Origin of the sequence: Mesorhizobium sp. C399B (genome assembly GCF_030323185.1) — a bacterium.
Taxonomy (GTDB): domain Bacteria; phylum Pseudomonadota; class Alphaproteobacteria; order Rhizobiales; family Rhizobiaceae; genus Mesorhizobium.
Window position 1 is genome coordinate 2,577,869 of sequence record NZ_CP100472.1, and the last position, 20,459, is coordinate 2,598,327.

20 protein-coding genes are annotated in these 20,459 nt (G+C 63.4%); 7 read left to right on the forward strand and 13 right to left on the reverse strand.

All coding sequences use genetic code 11. The features are described from left to right. Positions 1-31 precede the first annotated feature (31 nt). The 5 genes from NLY36_RS12220 to NLY36_RS12240 all read right to left on the reverse strand — a co-directional run bounded on the left by NLY36_RS12220 (position 32) and on the right by NLY36_RS12240 (position 5,166). A complete protein-coding gene (locus NLY36_RS12220) occupies positions 32-1,327 on the reverse strand; it encodes a flavin monoamine oxidase family protein (protein WP_023683950.1) in 1,296 nt (431 codons plus the stop codon). Then, positions 1,324-2,400 (reverse strand): extracellular solute-binding protein, encoded by a 1,077-nt coding sequence (locus tag NLY36_RS12225; RefSeq protein WP_023735210.1) that lies wholly within the window; start codon positions 2,398-2,400, stop codon positions 1,324-1,326. The genes NLY36_RS12220 and NLY36_RS12225 overlap by 4 nt, the downstream gene beginning before the upstream one ends. Positions 2,401-2,516: 116 nt before the next feature. Next, complete coding sequence (locus tag NLY36_RS12230) at positions 2,517-3,599, reverse strand: ABC transporter substrate-binding protein (RefSeq protein WP_023696413.1); 1,083 nt, start codon at positions 3,597-3,599, stop codon at positions 2,517-2,519. A 58-nt stretch (positions 3,600-3,657) separates the two neighbouring features. After that, positions 3,658-4,338 carry a transcriptional regulator BetI gene (gene betI, locus NLY36_RS12235; protein ID WP_023670076.1) on the reverse strand — a complete coding sequence of 227 codons (681 nt, stop codon included), beginning with the start codon at positions 4,336-4,338 and terminating at the stop codon, positions 3,658-3,660. Positions 4,339-4,365: 27 nt separating this feature from the next. Continuing rightward, the gene (locus tag NLY36_RS12240) at positions 4,366-5,166 is read right to left on the reverse strand and encodes a class I SAM-dependent methyltransferase (protein WP_023696414.1); all 801 of its coding nucleotides are present in this window, start codon (positions 5,164-5,166) and stop codon (positions 4,366-4,368) included. Between the two features lie 201 nt (positions 5,167-5,367). On the opposite strand from NLY36_RS12240, the gene NLY36_RS12245 reads away from it, so the two are divergent. From NLY36_RS12245 to NLY36_RS12260, 4 genes are read left to right on the forward strand one after another with little or no spacing between them, the layout of a single operon-like run. Beyond that, entirely contained in the window at positions 5,368-6,987 is a 1,620-nt protein-coding gene (locus NLY36_RS12245; RefSeq protein WP_023670078.1) for a phytoene desaturase family protein, read from the forward strand. Next, entirely contained in the window at positions 6,974-8,539 is a 1,566-nt protein-coding gene (locus NLY36_RS12250; protein WP_023751671.1) for a phytoene desaturase family protein, read from the forward strand. The genes NLY36_RS12245 and NLY36_RS12250 overlap by 14 nt, the downstream gene beginning before the upstream one ends. 51 nt (positions 8,540-8,590) lie before the next feature. Beyond that, a complete protein-coding gene (locus NLY36_RS12255) occupies positions 8,591-9,817 on the forward strand; it encodes an aminomethyl transferase family protein (protein WP_023696416.1) in 1,227 nt (408 codons plus the stop codon). A gap of 2 nt (positions 9,818-9,819) precedes the next feature. Then, on the forward strand, positions 9,820-10,065 hold the full coding sequence (locus NLY36_RS12260) for a hypothetical protein (protein ID WP_023690115.1): 246 nt from the start codon (positions 9,820-9,822) through the stop codon (positions 10,063-10,065). Positions 10,066-10,068: 3 nt separating this feature from the next. Here the strand turns inward: NLY36_RS12260 and NLY36_RS12265 are convergent, their stop codons facing one another. From NLY36_RS12265 to NLY36_RS12280, 4 genes are all read right to left on the reverse strand, one after another. Next, positions 10,069-11,127, reverse strand: a complete 1,059-nt coding sequence (locus NLY36_RS12265; protein ID WP_023696417.1) for a dipeptidase — start codon at positions 11,125-11,127, stop codon at positions 10,069-10,071. A gap of 249 nt (positions 11,128-11,376) precedes the next feature. Continuing rightward, the gene (locus NLY36_RS12270; RefSeq protein WP_023696418.1) at positions 11,377-11,676 is read right to left on the reverse strand and encodes a GNAT family N-acetyltransferase; all 300 of its coding nucleotides are present in this window, start codon (positions 11,674-11,676) and stop codon (positions 11,377-11,379) included. Next, the gene (locus NLY36_RS12275; protein ID WP_023696419.1) at positions 11,669-12,301 is read right to left on the reverse strand and encodes an alpha/beta hydrolase; all 633 of its coding nucleotides are present in this window, start codon (positions 12,299-12,301) and stop codon (positions 11,669-11,671) included. The genes NLY36_RS12270 and NLY36_RS12275 overlap by 8 nt, the downstream gene beginning before the upstream one ends. Before the next feature lie 4 nt (positions 12,302-12,305). Then, positions 12,306-13,238, reverse strand: a complete 933-nt coding sequence (locus NLY36_RS12280) for a VOC family protein (protein WP_023696420.1) — start codon at positions 13,236-13,238, stop codon at positions 12,306-12,308. Between the two features lie 217 nt (positions 13,239-13,455). Between NLY36_RS12280 and NLY36_RS12285 the strand changes: the two genes are divergently transcribed. Next, positions 13,456-15,003 carry an alkaline phosphatase family protein gene (locus NLY36_RS12285; protein ID WP_023696421.1) on the forward strand — a complete coding sequence of 516 codons (1,548 nt, stop codon included), beginning with the start codon at positions 13,456-13,458 and terminating at the stop codon, positions 15,001-15,003. Between the two features lie 99 nt (positions 15,004-15,102). Here NLY36_RS12285 and NLY36_RS12290 read toward each other — a convergent pair whose 3' ends face one another. Next, positions 15,103-16,407, reverse strand: a complete 1,305-nt coding sequence (locus tag NLY36_RS12290) for a PRC-barrel domain-containing protein (RefSeq protein WP_023696422.1) — start codon at positions 16,405-16,407, stop codon at positions 15,103-15,105. Between the two features lie 259 nt (positions 16,408-16,666). On the opposite strand from NLY36_RS12290, the gene NLY36_RS12295 reads away from it, so the two are divergent. Further along, positions 16,667-17,587: a diacylglycerol/lipid kinase family protein gene (locus NLY36_RS12295; RefSeq protein WP_023735211.1), complete on the forward strand. Its 921-nt coding sequence runs from the start codon at positions 16,667-16,669 to the stop codon at positions 17,585-17,587. Between the two features lie 26 nt (positions 17,588-17,613). Here the strand turns inward: NLY36_RS12295 and NLY36_RS12300 are convergent, their stop codons facing one another. After that, on the reverse strand, positions 17,614-17,841 hold the full coding sequence (locus NLY36_RS12300) for a hypothetical protein (protein WP_023735212.1): 228 nt from the start codon (positions 17,839-17,841) through the stop codon (positions 17,614-17,616). Between the two features lie 115 nt (positions 17,842-17,956). Between NLY36_RS12300 and NLY36_RS12305 the strand changes: the two genes are divergently transcribed. After that, positions 17,957-19,531, forward strand: coding sequence for an HWE histidine kinase domain-containing protein (locus tag NLY36_RS12305; RefSeq protein ID WP_084026157.1), 1,575 nt, complete (start codon positions 17,957-17,959; stop codon positions 19,529-19,531). A 58-nt stretch (positions 19,532-19,589) separates the two neighbouring features. Here NLY36_RS12305 and NLY36_RS12310 read toward each other — a convergent pair whose 3' ends face one another. Both NLY36_RS12310 and NLY36_RS12315 read right to left on the reverse strand, forming a co-directional pair. Then, on the reverse strand, positions 19,590-20,051 hold the full coding sequence (locus NLY36_RS12310; RefSeq protein WP_023706299.1) for a hypothetical protein: 462 nt from the start codon (positions 20,049-20,051) through the stop codon (positions 19,590-19,592). 11 nt (positions 20,052-20,062) lie between these two features. After that, entirely contained in the window at positions 20,063-20,389 is a 327-nt protein-coding gene (locus tag NLY36_RS12315; RefSeq protein ID WP_023670092.1) for an ElaB/YgaM/YqjD family protein, read from the reverse strand. Between the last annotated feature and the right edge of the window lie 70 nt (positions 20,390-20,459).

Consider the following 20,459-nt stretch of genomic DNA (forward strand, 5'->3'; position numbering starts at 1 on the left):
CGAAAAGTGGAAACCGGTTTTCGGAATAAGATCATGCTCCACTAAGAATTTTAAGTTCCGTCGCGATCTGTTTGGCTGCGATCCGCCCCATCACGATGGCGCCTTCGACATAACCCGGGAATGACGGCGACAGTTCCGACGATGCGAAATGAACAGGATCTGCGCCGGCACGGATCGTGCGCTCGGCATCCCTTGCCGTCACATCGACAATAAGGTCGCTGTAGGCGCCGCCGCTCCAGCGGTCATCGATCCAGTCGCGCTGGCTGAAATCGATAATATCGGCCGCCTCCGGGCCAAGGGCATCAACGAGCCTTGCCGTGACCTCCGCACGCAGCGCCGCGTCCGCGAGCGGACGCCAACGCAACGCCAGTGGTCCGCCGACGAAGACGACCAGCGCGGCATGTTGCGCATCCTTGCTGGCGTCACAGGCGAACAGGCCCGGCAGGTCGCGCCACATCACCATGCCGCACAGGTCGCGCTCGCGCCAGAACGGCGTGGGATAGCGCACCAGGATCTTGATCACCGCACCGCTTTCCCAGACGCCGAGCGCCTTTGCGAGAGCCGGCGGCAGAGCGGGCGCGAAATCCAGCTTCGCGGCCGTCGCCGGCGGCAGCGCGACCAGCACTTTTCGCGCTTCGATGGAGTTGCTCGCCGAGACGGCACGAACCCGTTGCGGCCCGTGCTCGATGCGCGTAACCGGTTCGTTCAGCCAAACCCTGTCGCCGAGATCTCCCGCCATGTCGTCGGCCAGCGACTGCATGGTTTCGAGCAGCGAATACTGCAGCTCCGGCACCTCGTTGGTGATGCGGCGGTCATTGTCGATGAGGTACCACAGCGGCACCTTGTGCATCGCCAAGCACCACAGGCCTTCGATCATCGAGCGGAAAGCCGTCTTGGCGTCAGTGGGATCATGCTGGCGTTCGAGCCAGGCGGCAGCGCTCATGCCGGCGATCGAGGGATCGTCCGGCTCGATCGCATTCATCCGCTCGCGGATTGCCATCGCGCCATGATAGGTCCGTTCGGCCTCTTCGACCGACAGCGATGGATGGGTGATGAAATCGCCATTCACATAGGTTTCGACGAAGGCCTTGCCACGGGACGCGGCCAGCGCCGTCACCTCCGGCATGTCTTCGCAGAAAAACTGGCCGCCGCTGTCGATGCGCTCGCCAAGCCCGTTGCGAATAGCCTCGACCCTGCCGCCGACGCGGTCGCGTGCCTCGAGCAGCACGACATTGATGCCGGCCTTTCTCAGCTCAAGCGCAGCCGACAGGCCGGTGAAACCGGCGCCGACGATGACGACATCGGTTCTTTCAGTCCTGTCGCTCAATAGCCGGCCTTGATCTTCTCGAATTCCGTGACCATGCGCTGCTTGAGCTCAGGCGGCACCGGCTGCTGGAACAGCGTCTTGTCCAAGAACTTGTCGAGATTGTCGAAGCCACGGTCGCTCAGCACCTGATGGTCGATCGCGGCCATCCCGGCGCTGTTGCCGTGGCCGTAGCCGAAGGTCTTGACCAAGTAATCGGACACGGCATGCGCGTTGACCGCACTGAGGAAATCATAGGCCTGATCGAGCTTGCCCGGCGCGTCCTTCATCAGCACATAGCCGCACACCCAGGTGGATATGCCTTCCCTGGTGTCGCGGTTCATGGCGATCGGCATGCCTTGGCCCTTGAGCGTCACGAAGGTCTCATTCCAGCCCCAGACGAGGTCGACCTCATTGCCGGTAAAGGCCTGGTTGAGGTCGGTGTCGTCGGTCCAGTAAAAGCGGATGTTCTTGTGGACGTCACGCAGGAAGGCGGACGCCTCCTGGAACTGCGCGTCGGTCATCTTGGTCCAGTCCTTGAGGCCGATGACCAGGCTGGCCAGCGCATAGGCGTCATCGACATTGTCGCCGATGGTGACGCGGCCCTTGAATTTGGGATCGGCGAAAATCTTCAGCGACTGCGCTTCCTCCGCCGTGACCTTGTCGGTGCGGTAGAGCAGCGAAGTGTTGCCCCAGTCGAACGGCATGAACCAGGCCTTGCCGTCGGCGGTGACGGCGAGATCCTTCATCGCCATGATGCCGGGATTGAGATCCTGCCAGCCGGCGATCCGGGAGGTGTCGAGCGGCTGCAGAATGCCGGCCGCGCGCCACTTGGTCACGCTTTGCGAGCAGGGGTGGGCGATGTCGGCCTTGAAGCCGGCGCGCATCTTCTGGAACGCTTCCTCCTCGTCGCCGAAGAAAGCAAAGGTCGGCTCGGCGCCGTATTTGGCGGTGTAGTCAGGGTGCAGCAACGGATCTTCATAACCCGACCAGTCGAACACGACGAGGTCTCCGCCGCCTTCGGCATAAGCAAGCACGGCGCCTGCGCCGACCGTAAGGGCGGCAGCAAGAGCAAGGCGGCGAAGCATGGAATTCATGGCGCGAAACTCCTCATCGCGAAAAGCGGCCGGGCGACGTTACGGAATTTCAGCGGCCTTGGCGAGACCGTCTGCCCGGCGCACTGACAGGCAGACGGAGGAAGCCGGACAGACCTTTAGTACCCCGCCTTGATCTTCTCGAATTCGGCGATCATCTTGAGCTTGAGCGACGACGGCACGGGCGATTGGAACAGGGTCTTGTCGACGAATCTCTGCACATCGTCATAGCCCTTTTCTTTCAGGATCGCCGGGTCGACGCCGGCCATGCCCTTGGCGTTGGCCTGGCCATAACCCCAGTCCTTGACCAGCACCTTGGCGGTCTCGGGATCGTTGATCGCGTTGAGGTAGTCATAGGCCTTGTCGACATTGCCGGGTGCGTCCTTGAACAGCACGTAGCCGCAGACCCAGGTCGAGATGCCTTCGTCCGTATCCTTCTTGGACTTGATCGGCACACCGGCAGCGACGGATTGTACCGTGGCATCGTTCCATGCCCAGGCGAGATCGACCTCGCCGCCGCTCAGCAACTGGACGACGTCCGTGGTATCGGTCCAGTAGGAGCGGACATTCTTGTGCACCTGGCGCAGGAAGTCGGACGCCTGCTTGAACTGGTCGTCCGTCATCTTGGTCCAGTCCTTGAGCCCCATGGCAAGGCTGGCCAGCGCATAGGCGTCGTCGACATTGTCGCCGATCGAGACCCGCCCCTTGAACTTGGGATCGGCGAAGGCCTTCAGCGACTGCACATCCTTCGCGTCGATCTTGTCGGAGTTGTAGGTGAGCTGGGTGTTGCCCCAGTCCCACGGCATGAACCAGGCCTTGCCGTCCGAAGTGGTGGCCAGATCCTTCATCGCCATGATGCCGGGATTGAGATCCTTCCAGCCGGTGATCTTCGAGGTGTCGAGCGGCTGCAGCAGCCCCGCCTCGCGCCACTTTGTCACGCTCTGCGAGCAGGGATGACCAAGATCGGCCTTGAAGCCGGAGCGCACTTTTTCGAAGGCTTCGTCCTCGTCGCCGAAGAAGGCGAAGGTCGGCGAGTCGCCGTTCTTCTCGACATATTTGGGGTGGAAGCTCGGGTCCTCATAGCCGGACCAGTCGAACACGATCAGGTCCTTGTCGGCGGCGACCGCAATCGCCGCGGCCGAACCAGCCAGCGTCGCCGTCAGCGCCAATGTCAGTGTCAGGCGTCGGGCTATTCTTTTCATGCTGTTCCATCCTCTTTGTTTCTGATTGTTCGCTCCGGCTTGGATCCGCCGGTTGTTGTCAACGTCCGCTGTCCGGCGGGTAGTGCTTCGGAAAGGCGGCCGACAGGAATTCGTTTGCCGCCTGTAGCGCGCTCTCACGGGTGACGTCCTCGGTCCCCATCATCAGCCGCAGCCACAAGCCCTCCAGCATGGCGCTGAGCGCCAGCGCCATGACCTGCGGCTCATAGGCGTAACCACCGCCCTGCTTGAGCGTGGCACAGAGGTCGATGAAGATCTTCTGGTAGGCCGCGTCGCGCGCGCCGCACAGCGCCTGGTAGGTCGGCCGCGACTTGGCCTCGCCCCAGAACGCGCACCACGCCGCGAGCTTGCGCTTGTTGCAGATCGAACGGTCGAAATCGGCGGCGACCAGCGCCCGCAGCTGCCGGGCTGGATCCTCGCCGGCCTTGGTCAGCGCGACGCGCCAATGCGCCGCATATTCGTCGGCCATATAGGCCAGCGTGGCGACGAGCAGCTTCTCCTTGCTCTCGAAATGGAAGTTGACGATGCCGCGCGACAGGCCGGCGCCGTCAGCGACATCGGCCATCGTCGTTTCCGAATAACCGCGCTTGGCCAGCGAATCGATGGTCGCTTCGATCAGCTGCTGTTGCCTGACCTCCTTCGACGCCTTGCGGCCGCGTTTTTCCGGCTCGGTTTTTCCAGACGTGTCGGAGGATCGCTCTTCGCGCGCTGCAGCTTTCATCGGTGCCGTCATGCTCCACATTGCCGGCTATCCCACCACAGCCGGCTTCCACCCGCGAAGATGAGTGGGACGGTGCTCGCCACTGTCAAGCACCTTCTGCATGGCTTCCCAGGTCTTGATGTTCTTGTCGACATAGGCCGCTCCGACCGCGACTGCCGCCGTCTCGTAGAGCGGGCCTTTCAGCCTTTCCAGCTCGCCGCGTGCGACCTCGCGGTACCAAGAATTGCGGTCCTTCACAGTGACATCGGCAAAGCCGGCGCTGCGCATCGCTTGCGCATAGCGTGCCGGCGAGGCCATGGCGAAGGACAGGCCTTCGGCCGCGACATAGGCCTTCATCTCAGATGACGGCTCGCCGTCATGGCCGATCAGCCAGTCGGAGGCGGCAAGGACGCCGCCCGGCTTCAGCACGCGGAAGATTTCCGCAAACAGCGCGTCCTTGTCGGACACGTGCACCAGCGCATCCTTGGAGAAGATGACATCGAACGAAGCGTCGGCAAAAGGCAGCGGCCCCGGCGGCGCCTGGACGAAGCTGGCGCGGTCTGAAAGCCCTCGTGCAGCGGCATGCTTTCTGGCCGCCTCGATCACCGGCCGCTCGATGTCGAAGCCGGTGGCATGAGCAGCACCGTGGCGCTCCACCAGATGCAGCGCGATGCCGCCGGAGCCGCAGCCGATGTCGAGGATCGTCTTGCCCCTGAGCGACAGCCCTTCGACCACCCGGTCGACCTCGTCTGGTCCGCCCGGCGACAGATAGCCCTCGCCCCACAGCGCCTCGAGGAAGCGGATCGCGGCGTCGTCATATTCCGGCTCGCCATCTGCCGTTTCGATCATCAGACCTTAAGTCCCGTCAGCCGAATTGCGCAGGTTCGAATGCCGGCAAAGCGTAGCGTATTAACAGGAAAACGCAATATCATTTGTTGAACATTCATTCAGAATGGCTGGACAGAATAGCCGCTGCCGTGCCAAATTCCGCGCATTCGGCGACAAATCACGCGAAAATGAAGGGTCGAGCACCATGAAGGCTGGGCGCGAATGAAAGCTTGGGATGCGATCGTCATCGGCGGCGGACACAACGGCCTGGTCAACGCCTGCTATTTGCAACGCGCCGGGCTCGACGTGCTGGTGGTGGAAAAGAACGACTGGGTCGGCGGCGCCGCCACCAGCCGCGAGCTGACGCCGGGCTTCCTCTACTCCAACTGCTCCTATGTCTGCTCGCTGTTTCGCCCCGAGATCATGCGCGACCTCGAACTGCCGCGTTTCGGCTTGCAGGTTATTTCCTATGAAGGCGGCGCCGTGTTCACCCGCGACGGCGACTACCTCGCCAACTACCGTGACCACGATGCGCACCGGCGCGAATTCGCCCGCTTCTCCAGGCGCGACGCGGAGGCCTATGACCGCTATTCGCGCGACGTGACGCGGCAGTGCCGTTTCATCCAGCCGCTGCTGATGCGCACCGCACCGGACCCGGCCAGTCTCAAGCCGCGCGACCTCGGAGAGCTTCTCTATCTCGGCAAGAAGTTCGTCGGCCTGTCATCAGAAGAAATGGCGCTGACGCTGCGCTTCTGGACCATGTCGATCTCGGAATTCCTCGACGAATATTTTGAGACCGATGTCATCAAGGCGAACTTCGCTTTGTCCGGCATTATCGGTACCGCGCTCGGGCCGATGTCGCCCGGCACAGCCTACGTGCTGCTGCACCATTATATGGGTGAGGTCGACGGCTCGGTCGGCGCCTGGGGCTATGCGCGCGGCGGCATGGGCGCCGTCACCAAGGCGCTCGCCGCTTCATTCAAGGCGTCCGGCGGCGCTATCCGCACCGGCGCCGAGGTCGACCATGTGCTGGTGAGCCGAGGCAAGGCCAAGGGCGTGGTGCTGGCCGGCGGCGAGGAGGTCTACGGCAAGCTCGTCGTCTCCAACGCCGACGTCAAACGCACATTCCTGAAACTGGTCGAGGAGAAGGAACTGCCCGACATTTTCCTGCGGCGGGTCAGGAACTTCAAGATCCGCGGCTCCTCCGGCAAGGTCAACATCGCGCTGGATTCTCTGCCGGAATTCCCGGCACTGCCGAAGGATTCACCCGTTTATCGCGGCGACATGCATTTCACCGATTCCATGGAGCGCATGGAGCGCGCCTATGACGACTGGAAGGCCGGTCGCTGGTCGGCCGACCCATTCCTCGACATGGTCATCCCAACGACGCTCGACCCGACCATGGCGCCGCCGGGCAAGCATTTCATGAGCTGCTTCGTGCAGTACGCACCGCCCAAGGTGAACGGCCGCGACTGGACCGATGCCGACCGCGACGGTTTCGCCGAAAGCGTAGTTGCGCAGATCGCCGAATACTCGCCAGGCTTCCGCGACCGCATCGTCCATATGGAGGTGCGCACGCCGCGCGAGATCGAAGCCGAGGTCGGCCTCACCGAAGGCAACATTTTCCAGGGCGAGCTGACCTTCGACCAGTTGCTGTTCAACCGGCCGGTGCCGGGCTACGCACAATACCGCTCGCCGGTCGGCGGGCTCTATATGTGCGGCTCCTCGACACATCCCGGCGGCGGCGTCATGGGCGCACCCGGCCGCAATGCGGCAGCCGAGATCCTGCGCGACCTCGCCAAATCGACCTCCCATATGAGCCCGGCCCATGACGTCATTTGATGCCATCATCATAGGCGGCGGCCATAACGGCCTTGTCGCTGCCGCCACTCTGGCGAAAGCCGGCCGCAAGGTGCTGGTGCTGGAAGCGGCCGGCGATGTCGGCGGCGCGGCGCGCACCGAAGAGTTTGCGCCAGGTTTTCGGGTCTCCTCGATCGCGCATGTGCTGAACCGCCTGCACCCCGACGTGGTGAAGACATTGGAGCTGGAGAAACACGGGCTGCAGGTCACCCGCGCAGACTTCATTCCGTCGGTCGCCTTGGCGAGGGACGGCCCGCCGCTTGTCCTGCATGGCGCCTATGGCGAAGTGCTGACCGGCTCCACTCCGTCCGAGCAGTCCGCCTGGAAGGAATTGCGCGCGCAACTCATGCGCTATGCCGGCATCCTGAAACCGTTCCTGTCGCGGCGCCCGCCCGATCTCGGTGGCATGTCGCTGCTTGAAACCGCAGCGCTCGGCCAGACGGCCGTGGCGCTGAAAAAGCTCGGCAAGGAAGACATGCGCGATTTCCTGCGGGTGCTCCTGTTGAACGTCGCCGACCTGCTCGACGAACAGCTTGCCGATCTCAGGCTGAAGGGCCTGCTTGCCTTCGACGCCACGCTTGGCAGCCACCTCGGCCCGCGTTCGCCGACCTCGCTGCTTGGCCTCTATTACCGGCTGGCCGGCGAGACTGACGGTGCGGCCGGGGCACAGATGCTGCCGAAAGGTGGTATGGGTGCGGTCGTTGCCGCCATTCGCGCGGCGGCGGAGAAAGCCGGCGTCACCATCCGCACGGCAGCGCCCGTGGCCAGAATAGTCGTCGAGAAAGGGCGCGCCCTCGGCGTGACCCTCGACGGCGGCGAGGTGCTGCACGCCAGAACGATCGTCTCCGCCATCAACCCGGCGACGACCATGCTCGATCTCGTCGGCCCGCGCGAGATCGACACGGGTTTCGTGCGCAAGGTAAAGAACATCCGCATGAGGGGCGACGCGGCGAAGCTCCATCTGGCGCTCGAACGGCAACCGCAATTTTCCGGCGTCGGCGCCGATAATCACAAGGGCCGTCTGGTCATCGCGCCCTCGGCCGACCATGTCGAGCGCGCCTTCAACCCGTCAAAATATGGCGAGTTCTCAGCCGAACCGGTGATGGAGATCACACTGCCGTCGCTCTCCGACCCGTCGCTCGCGCCAAGCGGCGCCTGCGTGCTGTCGGCGATCGTGCAATACGCGCCTTATGCGCTGAAAGAGGGTTGGGATGCCGGCAAGCCGAAATTCCTCAAGGCTGTTATGGCGCAGCTCGAAGCGTACGCCCCCGGTATCGGCAAGTCCGTGCTGCATGCCGAGCTTTTGACGCCAGCCGATATCGAAGCCAATTGCCGCATGCCGGGCGGCCATTGGCACCACGGCGAATTGCAGGCCGACCAGATGTTGATGTCGCGGCCCGTCTCCGGCTGGTCGGGCTACGACACGCCGATCGAGGGGCTGTTCCTGGCCGGCGCCGGTTCGCATCCGGGCGGCGGCGTTTCGGGTGCTCCCGGTTTGAATGCGGCGCGGCGCATCATCGCGATGAAGGGATGATCGGATGTTTCAGCCAGTCAACGCCGCACTTTACGGCGAAGGAATGCCGTCATGACGAGTCCGATCAACAACGCCGCCCGCACCACAGCGCAGTCGCATTTCCGCACACTGCGTCTCGGCACGCCGTTCCAGCCGCGCATCGATGCGCTGGCCAAAACTCAGGACTGGTACAATTGGGCCGGCTATCGCGCGCCGCGTTCGCTGTGGGACGAGGAACTCGAATATTTCGCCATCCGCAGCCAGGCGGCTTTGTTCGACATCTCGCCGATGACCAAATACCGCATCGAGGGGCCGGATGCCGAAGCCTTCCTCGATCGCGTCACGCTGCGCGATGTCACCAAGCTGAAACCGGGCCGCGTCCACTACACCGCATGGTGCGACGACGAAGGTTTTGTCCTCGATGACGGCACGCTGTTCCGGCTGTCACCGACCCGCTTCCGCCTGTGTTCGCAGGAGCGGCACCTGCCTTGGCTGCTCGACAGCGCCATCGGTTTCGAAGTGACCGTCGAAGAAGAGACTGAAAGCGTCGCTGGTCTCGCTCTGCAAGGCCCAACCTCCTTCGCCGTGCTGCGCGAGGCCGGCTTTGCCGGCGTTGAAAAACTCAAAGTGTTCGATCTCGCCGAGTTCCCGCATGACGGTAGCACCGTCACCATCTCACGCACCGGCTTCACCGGCGATCTCGGCTACGAACTGTTCGTGCCGGCCGAAAAAGCGCTCAGCCTCTGGGACCGCCTGATGACGGCAGGCGAACTGCGCGGCATCCGCGCCATCGGCTACGCCGCCCTCAACCGCGCCCGGCTGGAAGCCGGCCTCATCGTCGCCAATGCCGACTTCACCACCGCCGAGCATGCCATTCGCGCCGACCGTCTGCGCATGCCGGACGAGATCGGTCTCGGCTTTATGGTCGATTTGGGAAAAGGCCATTTCAATGGCCGCCGCGCCATGCTCGAAGCGCGCGCCAAACGCAAGCTGCGCCACATGCTGGTCGGGCTGGAGATCGAAGGCAACATCCCGGCCGAGCACGCCATCGTCTACCACAAGAAGCATCAGGAGGTCGGGCTGGTCAGCGCCGCCATCTGGTCGCCGATGGCCAAGCGCAATATCGCCATCGCCTCGCTGACGCGTCCCTATGGTGATACGATGGTGGAAGACCTCTGGGTCGAGATCTACGCCATGCGCGAGTTGCAGTACCAGAAGCTGATGAAGCGGGCCAAGGTGGTGGCCCGTCCTTTCATCAAGCTCGACCGCCGCACCGCCAATCCGCCGGCGGATTTCTGATCATGGCCGACGAACCGGATGATGAGACGGAAGCCGCCGAACAGTGGCAGCTGGTCAACACGCCGCTCGGCGAAAAATGGTCGGGTCGTACCCGCTATGCCGCCGCCATGTACTTCTACAAGCGCGGCGAAATGAGCGCCGAGACGCTCGAAGTCTACCGCATCTGCGCGCGGCTGGACTGGGAGAACCCGCTGCCGATGATCAGGGATCGCGGCGGCCAGGATTGGCTGAAGCGCATGGGCGCTTAAGCCTCAGCCTATGGTTCTTTCGAGAACGCTCAGCCAGTTGCGATAGGCTATCTTCTCGATCAACGCGCGTCCGAAACCGCGCGCGGCCAGCGCATCTATCAGCTTCGGCAGACCGGCAACGTCGCCGATGACGGCCGGAATCATCGCCCCGTCGAAATCCGAGCCGAGACCGACGCCGTCCTCGCCCAGCGCCTGCAGCAGCGAGTCGACATGGCGCACCATGATGTCGAGGCTGGTGTCCGAATTCATCCGTCCGTCTTCACGCAGGAAGCCGGTGGCGAAGTTGAGCCCGACCATGCCGCCGGTCTCGCGGATAGCGCCGAGCTGCCAGTCCGTCAGGTTGCGCGAATGGGTGCACAGCGCATGCACGTTGGAATGAGTGGCGACCAGCGGCGCATCGCTGAGCGCGGCGACATCGCGAAAGCCCTTTTCGTTGAGATGTGACAGGTCGACCATGATCTTGAGCTGATTGCAGGCCTTGACCAGCGCCTTGCCGGCATCGGTCAGCCCCGGTCCGGTATCGGGCGACGACGGAAAGCGGAACGGGACGCCATGGCCGAAGGCGTTGGGTCGGCTCCAGACAATGCCGAGCGAGCGCAGGCCGGCTTCGTAGAGCACGTCGAGCAAGGTAAGTTCGGGATCGATCGCCTCGACGCCTTCGATGTGAAACACCGCTGCGATCGAACCTTTCGCCATCGCCTCGCGAATGTCACCGGCACTGCGGCAGACGGTCAGCGCCCCCGCTCGCTCCAGCCGAAACAGGATCGAGGCCATGCCGATGGTGGAATTGAGCGCATCAGCGCGTGGCAGTTCCGGCGGCAATGGCTCATTGTCGCTCGGCGCCGGCGGCACCGCAGAGCGTTTGCTCTTCTCGACCGGCGGTGGAAAGATCGCGAACATGCCGCCGGCAAAGCCGCCCTTCTTGGCGCGCGGCAGATCTATATGACCGCCCTGCGTCCCCTCGATGAACAGCTTTTCGACGTCTGTGTCTTTCGACTGGTAAAGTCGCAGCAGCGTGTCGTTGTGGCCGTCGAAGACGGGGACGAGATCGGGTTCGGTCATTAGGAAGCCATTCGGTCAATTGGCAGGAGCGGACGAACCGCGGCGAACTGTGTACTTAGGCAAGAAGGCCGAACTGCGCAAATGCCAGAGAGGTGTTCGCTCTTGTGGCTGAGCGACTCCGACCACCTGCCGGGTCCCCGCTGCTTCGCAGCGTCCCGGCGTTCGCCGGCCTTTCATCGTGCCACCGGCACGATGAATTCGCCTTCGGCGACCGACAACTCACCCCACAAGGGAAGAAGGGAAAAAGGTCTATTGCTTCAGCACATCCGCCCATTCCGGATGGCGGCGGAACTGGGCGTTGGCGAAGGGGCAGAGCGGGATGATCTTCTTGCCCACTGCCCGCGCATCCTCGACGGCGCGGGTGACGAGCCGAAGGCCGGCGCCCTGGCCGCGAAACACGTCCGGCACTTCGGTGTGATCGATGATGATCTGGTGCTCGCCGACCTTGGTAAAGGTCATCTCCGCCTCGGCGCCGCCGGGTCCGCGCAGCACATAACGTCCCTTCGAGCCGCGGTCCTCGAGTTCGATCTTAGGCAATTCGTCAGGCATCGCTTGCTCCTTCAACCGGCACGGCAGCGAAAAGCCGCCTTGCCGCTTCGATCTCGTTTGGCCGAATTTCGTGGCCGCCATCGTGCCACTCCACTGTGACATCGGCGCTATCGGCACGCAAATAGGCTTCCAGCCGCGACGTCAGATTGGGCGGGCAAATCGGATCGCGTTTGCCGGCGGTGACCAGGATGCGGCGTCCGGCAAGGCTGCCCTGCACCTGCGGTTCGAACGGGATCAGCGGGTGCAACAGCACCGCCGCATCGAACAGCTCGGGCGCGGCGAACACTACGGACGCCAGGATGTTGGCGCCGTTGGAATAGCCGAGACCCAAGACCGAAGATGGCCTTGCCGCTGCCACCTGCGCCTTGATGAAACCGGCCATCTTGCCGGTCGCCCGCGCGAGGTCGTCCATGTCGTAGACGCCCTCGCCGGTGCGGCGGAAGAAACGCGCCGCACCATGCTCGGAAACATCGCCGCGCGGCGATACGATCGTCGCCTGTGGCGCGAGGTCGCGCCCGAGCGACAGCAGCTGGCTCTCGTCCGCGCCGGTGCCGTGAAAGACGAAGAGCAGCGGGCCGCCGGGCGAACCCGGCAGCGCCTTATGGATGTAAGCTTCCTTGCTCATCGTCTCAGCCTTCCAGCTTCTGCAGATGCTCTTCAAGATAGGGCCGCAGATGCTGGTGCTGCGTCGGCAGTTTCAGGGCTTCGCCGAGATGGGCGGTGTCCTCGTCGCGGTCGAAGCCCGGCTCATTGGTGGCGACTTCGAACAGCACGCCGCCCGGCGTGCGGAAATAGATCGCCCAGAAATAGTCGCGGTCGATCACCGGCGTTACGCCATAACCCGTATCGATCAGCGCCTTGCGCACTTGGAGTTGCTGGGCGCGGTTCTCCACCGCGAAGGCGACATGGTGGACCGAGCCGGCGCCGAGATTGGCAAAGCCCGCGGTAGGCAGCGATTCGATATCGACGACATCAGCGCCGTTGCCGTTCTTGATGGCGAGCCGGCTGACACTGCCGGACTTGTCCACTTGCTCATAGCCCATGAACTTCAACAGCTCTTCCGTGGCGCCGCCATCCTTCAATCTGAGCGAGACCGAGTGGAAGCCGCGTATCGCCTCATCAGCGGGAATGCCGCCTTTCAACCATGGCGCGCGGCTGTCCGCTTTGTCTTCGACCAGCGCGAAACCGTCGCCGTCGGGACCGGCGAAGGCCAGCCGCTTCTCGCCGAACGTCTCTTCGCGGGAGACACCCGCAACGCCTTCATCGGCGAAGCGCTTTTCCCAATAGCCGAGCGTGCCGGCCGGCACCGAATAGGCCGTGGTACCCACCTCGCCGACGCCGTGGCGGCCCCTGGCAATGTCGGGGAACGGAAAATAGGTCATCACCGAGCCGGGCGTACCGTGCTCGTCGCCATAATAGAGGTGATAGACATCTGGCGCGTCGAAGTTGACGGTCTTCTTGACCCGGCGCAGGCCGAGCTTGTGCGTGAAGAAATCATTGTTCTGGCGCGCATCGCCGGCCATCGACGTCACGTGATGCAGGCCCTTGATCTGGTCGAGCATTGTCTTGCTCCTTCCCTTCGGTTTGCGGCCCTTGCCGCTGTCCACGCCTATATGAGGGGCCGCCCGGCAATGGCAAAGGCGGCAAACTCAGAATGGACTGTATCCTAATAGTGAACAGCAGGAAATTTTCGTTCACCATTTAAGCAAGACCGACAGGCTTGCGCCGCAGCCAAATTCCGGTTCATTGAACGTCTTCCCGACGTGACAGGATAGAGCATTGGCCGCGAAAAGCAGACGCCCAAACATCCTATTGATCTCCTGCGACCAATGGCGGGGCGATTGCCTGTCGGCTGCCGGCCATCCCGTGGTGAAGACGCCGAATGCCGATGCGCTCGCCGCCGAAGGCGTCCTTTTCAAGCGGCATTACGGCGGCGCGGCGCCCTGCTCGCCGGCCCGTGCGTGCCTCTACACCGGCCTCTACCAGATGAACAATCGCGTTTGCCGCAACGGCACGCCGCTCGACGCCCGCCACGGCAACATCGCGCTTTCGGCCCGCGCCCTCGGCTATGATCCGACTTTGTTCGGCTACACCGACGTCTCGCCCGATCCGCGCACGATGGCGCCGGGCGATCCCCGGCTGAAAAGCTATGAGGGCGTGCTGCCCGGCTTCAGCGTGCGCCAGTTCCTGCCTGAGCATCAGAAACCATGGCTGTCATGGCTGAAGGCACGTGGCGTCGACACCAGCGCGGGCTCTCCCGGCATTCACCGTCCCATGGGCGGGGAAGCGGGCGACGCCGTGACCAGCGCGCCGCCCGTCTATTCCAGGGACGAGACGCCGACCGCTTTTCTTGCCGGCGAATTCATTCGCTGGCTGGACGAACAGGATTCGCCATGGTTCGCGCATGTCTCCTTCATCAGCCCGCATCCGCCCTTTGTCGTACCGCAGCCCTACAACACGCTGTATGATCCGGCGGACGGACCGCCCTTCCGCCATGTCGAGACTTGGCAGGCCGAGGCGCAAAGGCATCCCTATCTGGCTTACGACCTTGGTCGCCAGAAGCGGAGAAGCTTCCGCCCCGGCACCGACGGCCACGTGCGCGACTGGGGCGACGACAACATCCGGGCCATCCGCGCGATCTATTACGGCATGATCTCGGAGGTCGACGCGCAGCTTGGCCGCATCTGGCAAGCGATCAAGACGGCGAATGCATGGGATGACACCATCATCGTGCTGACTTCGGACCACGCCGAGATGATGGGCGACCATTTCATGCTGGGCAAAGGCGGCTTCTTCGACGGCAGCTATCACATCCCATTGATCGTGCGCGACCCACGACGCGGCAATGCAGCCGGCTCGATCGTCAACCACTTCACCGAGGCAGTCGACATCTTTCCGACTTTGCTCGATCTGCTTGACGCCGACGCCCAGCTGCATCTCGACGGCCGCTCGCTAAAACCGTTCCTGCAAGATGAACCGCCTAAGGATTGGCGCGACGCGGCGCATTGGGAGTTCGACTTCCGCTCGAGTGCCAGCGGTGAGGCCGAACGGCATTTCGGCATCGGCTCGCGCCAGTGCAACCTCGCCGTCATCCGTACGGAAAAATTCAAATACGTGCATTTCGGCGGCGGCCTGCCGCCGCTGCTCTTCGACATGGAGAAGGATCCGGGCGAACTGGCCAACGTTGCCGCCGACCCGGCCTATCTCAGCGTGCGGCTTGAATTTGCCGAGCGGCTGCTTGCCTGGCGCGCCGAGCATCTCGACCAGTCGCTGGCGCTTGCAGAGCTGACGGGCCAGGGGGTGGTGGGGTATGTGGGCAGGCAGTAGGCAGCAGGCAGCAGGCAGCAGGCAGCAGAATGTTTCCGGCGGCCTGATGCCTAGTCGCTTGGTTTTTCGCCTACTGCCTAATCCCTACTGCCTATTCCCTTACTGTACCACCATCCGCTGCTGGTCGCGCTTCTCAGCATAGCTGCCCTTGTCATAGGCGGCCTGCGCCTGCAGCTGCTCCTTGGTGAAGTTGGTGTAGAGATATTTGTTCCCGTCCTTGTCGGTCATGAATTTGAGCTTGTCCATGCCGACCGCGACCTCCTTGGCGCCGATGCCTAGAAAGCCGCCGACATCGATGATGACGGCATCCGGCTTGCTGTCGGGCGTGAGCACGACGTCGCCGATCTCGCCGACCTTGGCGTCGTTGGCGCCATAGACGGTGGTGCCCTTCAGGTCGTCGCCTCTGATGTTACCGACCGGCATTTCGGTCAATGTGGACTTGTCGATCGCTGCCGTTTGCGTCGGATCGGTAGCCTTTGTCCCGGCCGGAGCTTCCGCGGTCTTGTCCGCTGGCTGAGCATTGTCAGCCGGTGCAACGGCCGTCGGGGCAGCCGGAGCAGTCGGCTGCGTCGCGTCGGAGGTTGTCGTCACGGGCGCCGGATCATAGGGCTTCCGGTCGAAATCAGGCTGCGCCTGCAGTTCCTCCTTGGTCGTCTGCGCCACCAGCCAGCGATCGCCGTTCTTTTCGGCCCACCGCGCCTTGGCGAAATCATAGGTGACGTTCTTTTCACCCATACCGAGGAAGCCGCCGACGCCGATCACCAGCGACTGCGCCTTGCCATCCTTGGTCAGCACGATGTCGTTGACGTCGCCGATATTCTGGGCATCGTCGCCAGTGCCATTGTAGACATTCTCGCCGATGATGTTGGTTGCGAGATTGCCGTCAGCGCGTTTCACCGCCGGATCTGACGGCGCGGCGTTGAGATCAACCGGCTTCTGCGGGTCGTTCTGCGCCGTGGAAGCAGGCGCCGAGGCCGGATCGTAGGGCTTACGGTCGAAGTCGGGCAGCGCCGTCAACGCTTCTTTCGTCGTCTCGGCGACGAGCCAGCGGTCACCATTCCTCTCGACCCATTGCAACTTGCCGTAGTCGAAGGCGACGTTCTTGCTGCCTATGCCGAGGAAGCCGCCAACGCCGATAATGGCGGATTTCGCCTGGCCGTTTTCATCGAGGACGACGTCGCTGACGTCACCGATCTTCTGCGCATCGTCGCCGGTGCCATTGTACACGGACTCGCCGATGATATTGGTCATCAGCGCGCCGTCGGCCTGTTGCGGCGCCGGCGCGATGGTGGCAGGGGCTTCAGCCGGCGCTGGGGTCGTCGCCGGGGTCGTCGTTGACTGCGCAAACGCACCGGTAGCGATCAGCGTTGCGAGTGCAGTCGTCGCGAACAGTGTGCGGATCATGATTAAGTCTCCTCTTGCGTGATCTCATGCGCGCCGCAATCGGCAAACCACTTGCCGGGAGACCGAAGGCGGCGCCTCCAATGGGATCACAACGTTGTGACAAGGCGCTTGTTCCGAAAAAACGGGAGCATCGAAATACCCTGGGCAAGTCCGCGGAATCGCCCGACATTCCCGCCCGGCCGATGGAACCTTTGCCAAGCTTGCCCGTTTCAGCCTGCGGCTGGCATTCCGGCCTTTAAAAAAGAATACGGAGCGGGGCATGCGATTTGCAGCGGTGCTGAACCGGGACGGCGGCACCTTGCGGACCACCGATCTTTCCGCGCTAACGGACCGCATGCGCCAGACGCTCGAGGCGGCTGGTCACTCCATCGATATCGACATCGTCGCCGGCAAAGAGATTGTCGCGGCGCTCGATAAGGTCGCCGCGCGGCGCGACATCGACGTCGTGCTGGCCGGTGGCGGCGACGGCACCATTTCGGCCGCCGCGGGGCGGCTGATGAATGGCAAGAAGGCGCTGGCCGTCCTGCCTGCAGGAACAATGAACCTGTTCGCCCGCGGCCTTGGAATTCCGCAGACCATCGATGGCGCGCTGAAGTCCTTTGCCGACGGCGAGATCATGGCGGTCGATATCGCGAGCGCGAATGGCCGGCCGTTCGTGCATCAGTTCTCGATCGGCCTGCACGCCAGGATGGTAAAGCTGCGCGACAATATGGAATTCGCCTCGCGCTTGGGAAAGATTCGCGCTTCGGCCAAGGCCGCTTGGACGACGATCAACAATCCTCCCGCCATGAAGGTGACATTGACGGTCGGCGAAGCCGAGATCGTGACCCGCATCAGCGGCATCGGCATTTCCAACAATCTGTTTGGCGAAGGCCATCTGCCTTATGCCGACAATCCTGCCGGCGGCGTGCTCGGCATCTATGTAACCGTGGCGCGGCAGCGTGGCGAGCTGGTCAGGGCGCTCTTCGACATGGCTCGAGGCAGGTGGCGCGACAGCGATCATGTCGAAACTCATCAGGCCGACAAGGCAATCGTGACGATCCATACCGGGAGCAAGAAATTCGGCGCCGTCATCGACGGCGAACTGGTCAAGCTGGAGCGCGAAACGACAATCCAGATCCACCCTGGCGCACTGAACGTCCTGGTTCCGGCGCAAGCCGCCCAGGCGAAGGCCGCCTGATGCGATTACGAATGACGCGGAAAACCCTAGCCGCCCGACTGCCCCTCGCCGGCTGGCGCGCTCTGGTTGGCCGGCGCGCTCTGGCCGGTGGGCTGCCCCTGGCTTTCAGGGGTATCTGGATCGATCTTTTGGCCATAAATCTCGGCCGCTCCCCAAGCAATGAAAGCCAGGAGCAACCCGGCGACCAATATGCGCAGGCCGTGCCAACCCCAGCGCCCCTGACGGGCTTTGTTTTCAGGGGCGATCTTGGTCATTGGCGGCGTTCCTGTCGCGCAACCGGGATGGTGGATAAAACCATCGCCAGCGAAGCATGGTGGGGTAACGATTGCTTGCTACAAAAGTTCCGGCGCGCGACGACGGCCGCGCGAGATGCGCGCCACCGCAGGTGGGGCCTGCAAGCGAGGGGGCTTGGTGGATAGCAAGGTGGCGAAGCAGGCTGGTTTGCCGGTTGAGGTCCGCCGCGCCGTGGCGGCGCCGGAGCGGCTTGCCGTACTGCATAGGCTTGACGCGATCGACACCGACTCCGATCCCGACTTCGATCGCATCACCGGCCTTGCCGCAGCCGTGATGCAGGCGCCGATCGCGCTCGTCACGCTGCTCGACACCGAACGACAGTGGTTCAAATCCTGTGTCGGCTTCGACGAGACCGAAAACGCGACCGACATATCGTTCTGCGCCCATACCATTGCCGCCGGCGACGAGCCCATGGTGGTGCCGGATGCCAGCATCGACCCTCGCTTCTCCCGCAACCCGCTGGTCACCGGCGAACACCATGTCCGCTTTTATGTCGGCGCGCCGATGGTGGTCGCCGGCGCGCGCGTCGGCACGGTGTGCGTGCTCGACCGGGAGCCGCATGAATTTCCGTCCGCTGCCGCGCTCGATCATTTGAAATCGCTGGCCAGCCTCGCCGCCAGCCTGTTTACCCTCAAGGACGCCACCCGCAGCGGCGCCATTGCCACGGCTGCTTTGGCGCAGGAGGAAAAGCGCCGAGCCATAGCGCTCGATGCCGCCTCGCTCGCCAGTTGGGCCTGGGATATCCGCACCGACATGATCGAATGCGACGTGCGTTTGTCGGAGCTGTTCAACCTGCCGCGTTCGAACCGGCTGCGGGCGCGCGACATTTTGGCCGCCATCGACCCGCGCGACGTCTACCAGACCGAGACGCGCTTTCGCGATGCCCTGACCGGCAGCGACGACTATTTCGGCGAATACCGGGTCAAAGGCTTCGATCCGCCGCGCTGGATAGTCACCCGCGGCCGCGTCATCGAGCGCGACGGCGAAGGCAAGCCGACGCTTATCTTTGGCGTCAACTACGACATCTCGGAACGCAAGCTCGGCGAGGACCGGCAAAGGCTGCTGCTGCGCGAGCTCAACCATCGGGTCAAGAACACGCTGGCGACCGTGCAGGCGCTGGCCACACAGACCGTTCGCCACGCTCGCCGCCCAAGCGAATTCCTGGAAGCCTTCGGCGCCAGGCTGCAGGCGCTGGGCGCTGCCCATAACCTGCTGTCGGATCGCGAATGGCGCGGCATCGGTATTCGCGAACTGATGCAGATCGAGGTGAAGCCGTTCGATTCGGCAGAACGGCCGCGCATCGTGATCTCCGGTCCGGAGCTGCTGCTTTCGCCCGACCAGGCGGTGGGGCTCGGTTTGATCATGCACGAACTGGCCAGCAACGCGCTGCAATACGGATCGCTGTCGGTTGGCTCGGGGAAGGTCGATGTCGACTGGAAGGCGGCGGGCAAGAAAGGCGCGCGCCGCCTTGTGCTGACCTGGAGCGAAAGCGGCGGGCCGAAAGTCGACCCGCCGGAACGCCAGGGCTTCGGCTCTATCCTGATCCGCCGCAGCCTCGCCAAGGTTTTATCGAGCGAAGTGACCCACGAATTCCGCAGCGAAGGCGTGTTCGCCGAAATATCGATGCCGCTTGAAGATCTGCCGGCTTAAAGCAATTTCAGAAGTGCGAAGCGGTTTTCCCGGGAACAGCGTATCAGCGCGACGCGCTTTAGTCGGCTTCGCTGTCTGGATCGCCCGGATCCGGTTTGACGTTCTCGCGGTAGATGGCATAGGCCGCGAGCGCGATCATCGGGCCGAGAATGACGCCCTTCCCGCCTTTCCCCTTGAGCAAGGCCGGCAGCACGGCAAGCGCCGCGGTGATACCGAGCGCCTTCAGGTCGGCATTGCGCCTTCGCGCACGTCGGCGCGCACGCGTTCCGGCCGCAAGTTGATGAATGAGCACGATAAGCCCGGCCGTTACCAGGAAACCGGCCGCGAAGCCGAGACAGGCGGCCATCGAGCCGTAACGGTCAGCCGCCCAGATGTAGGCCGCCCCCAGGAGAAACCCGAGGCCGCACAGGGCAGCCACGGCGGCGAGCCCATAGACGATTGCCGCCGTGCGCGCGCGGCGCATGGCGGCAATGGCTTCACCCGAGGCCAAGGCCGAGATAAGCGGTGCCAGCATGCCCATCTCTGTCGAAACTAGCGCCGGGCAAGAAGCGCAAACAGGAAGCCGACGCCGGCCGCGATCGCCAGTGAAGTTACCGGCTTCTCGCGCACATTGGCCGTGATCTGGGCCTCAAGATCCTTGGCGTTGCCACGCAGGCTGTCGAAGACGGCTTCGCCCTGCGCGCGCAACTGGTCGACGCCTTCGGCAGCAGCGCGCCGCGCCGTGCCGTAACCATGTTCGCCGGTCTTGGCCAATTGCTTGGTCAATTTTTCGATATCCGCCTTCAACTGCCGAATGTCGGCCTCGAGGTCGGCGTTCGTCTGACTTTCGTTGGCGGTTTTTCCTGCGGCAGTTGCCATTCTAAACTCCTTGCGTTTGCTTGGCTTCAAACGCCCGACACACATCATGGTTCCGAAATCGGAGACCGTA

Bases quoted from the DNA above. Each gene is read 5' to 3' on its own strand.
- NLY36_RS12315 (WP_023670092.1), bottom strand. From the start codon at position 20,389: ATGGCAACTGCCGCAGGAAAAACCGCCAACGAAAGTCAGACGAACGCC.
- NLY36_RS12240 (WP_023696414.1), bottom strand. From the start codon at position 5,166: ATGATCGAAACGGCAGATGGCGAGCCGGAATATGACGACGCCGCGATC.
- NLY36_RS12290 (WP_023696422.1), bottom strand. From the start codon at position 16,407: ATGATCCGCACACTGTTCGCGACGACTGCACTCGCAACGCTGATCGCT.
- NLY36_RS12300 (WP_023735212.1), bottom strand. From the start codon at position 17,841: ATGACCAAGATCGCCCCTGAAAACAAAGCCCGTCAGGGGCGCTGGGGT.
- NLY36_RS12305 (WP_084026157.1), top strand. From the start codon at position 17,957: ATGCGCGCCACCGCAGGTGGGGCCTGCAAGCGAGGGGGCTTGGTGGAT.
- NLY36_RS12280 (WP_023696420.1), bottom strand. From the start codon at position 13,238: ATGCTCGACCAGATCAAGGGCCTGCATCACGTGACGTCGATGGCCGGC.
- NLY36_RS12230 (WP_023696413.1), bottom strand. From the start codon at position 3,599: ATGAAAAGAATAGCCCGACGCCTGACACTGACATTGGCGCTGACGGCG.
- NLY36_RS12310 (WP_023706299.1), bottom strand. From the start codon at position 20,051: ATGGGCATGCTGGCACCGCTTATCTCGGCCTTGGCCTCGGGTGAAGCC.
- NLY36_RS12260 (WP_023690115.1), top strand. From the start codon at position 9,820: ATGGCCGACGAACCGGATGATGAGACGGAAGCCGCCGAACAGTGGCAG.
- NLY36_RS12275 (WP_023696419.1), bottom strand. From the start codon at position 12,301: ATGAGCAAGGAAGCTTACATCCATAAGGCGCTGCCGGGTTCGCCCGGC.
- NLY36_RS12245 (WP_023670078.1), top strand. From the start codon at position 5,368: ATGAAAGCTTGGGATGCGATCGTCATCGGCGGCGGACACAACGGCCTG.
- NLY36_RS12225 (WP_023735210.1), bottom strand. From the start codon at position 2,400: ATGAATTCCATGCTTCGCCGCCTTGCTCTTGCTGCCGCCCTTACGGTC.
- NLY36_RS12265 (WP_023696417.1), bottom strand. From the start codon at position 11,127: ATGACCGAACCCGATCTCGTCCCCGTCTTCGACGGCCACAACGACACG.
- betI (WP_023670076.1), bottom strand. From the start codon at position 4,338: ATGAAAGCTGCAGCGCGCGAAGAGCGATCCTCCGACACGTCTGGAAAA.
- NLY36_RS12295 (WP_023735211.1), top strand. From the start codon at position 16,667: ATGCGATTTGCAGCGGTGCTGAACCGGGACGGCGGCACCTTGCGGACC.
- NLY36_RS12250 (WP_023751671.1), top strand. From the start codon at position 6,974: ATGACGTCATTTGATGCCATCATCATAGGCGGCGGCCATAACGGCCTT.
- NLY36_RS12270 (WP_023696418.1), bottom strand. From the start codon at position 11,676: ATGCCTGACGAATTGCCTAAGATCGAACTCGAGGACCGCGGCTCGAAG.
- NLY36_RS12255 (WP_023696416.1), top strand. From the start codon at position 8,591: ATGACGAGTCCGATCAACAACGCCGCCCGCACCACAGCGCAGTCGCAT.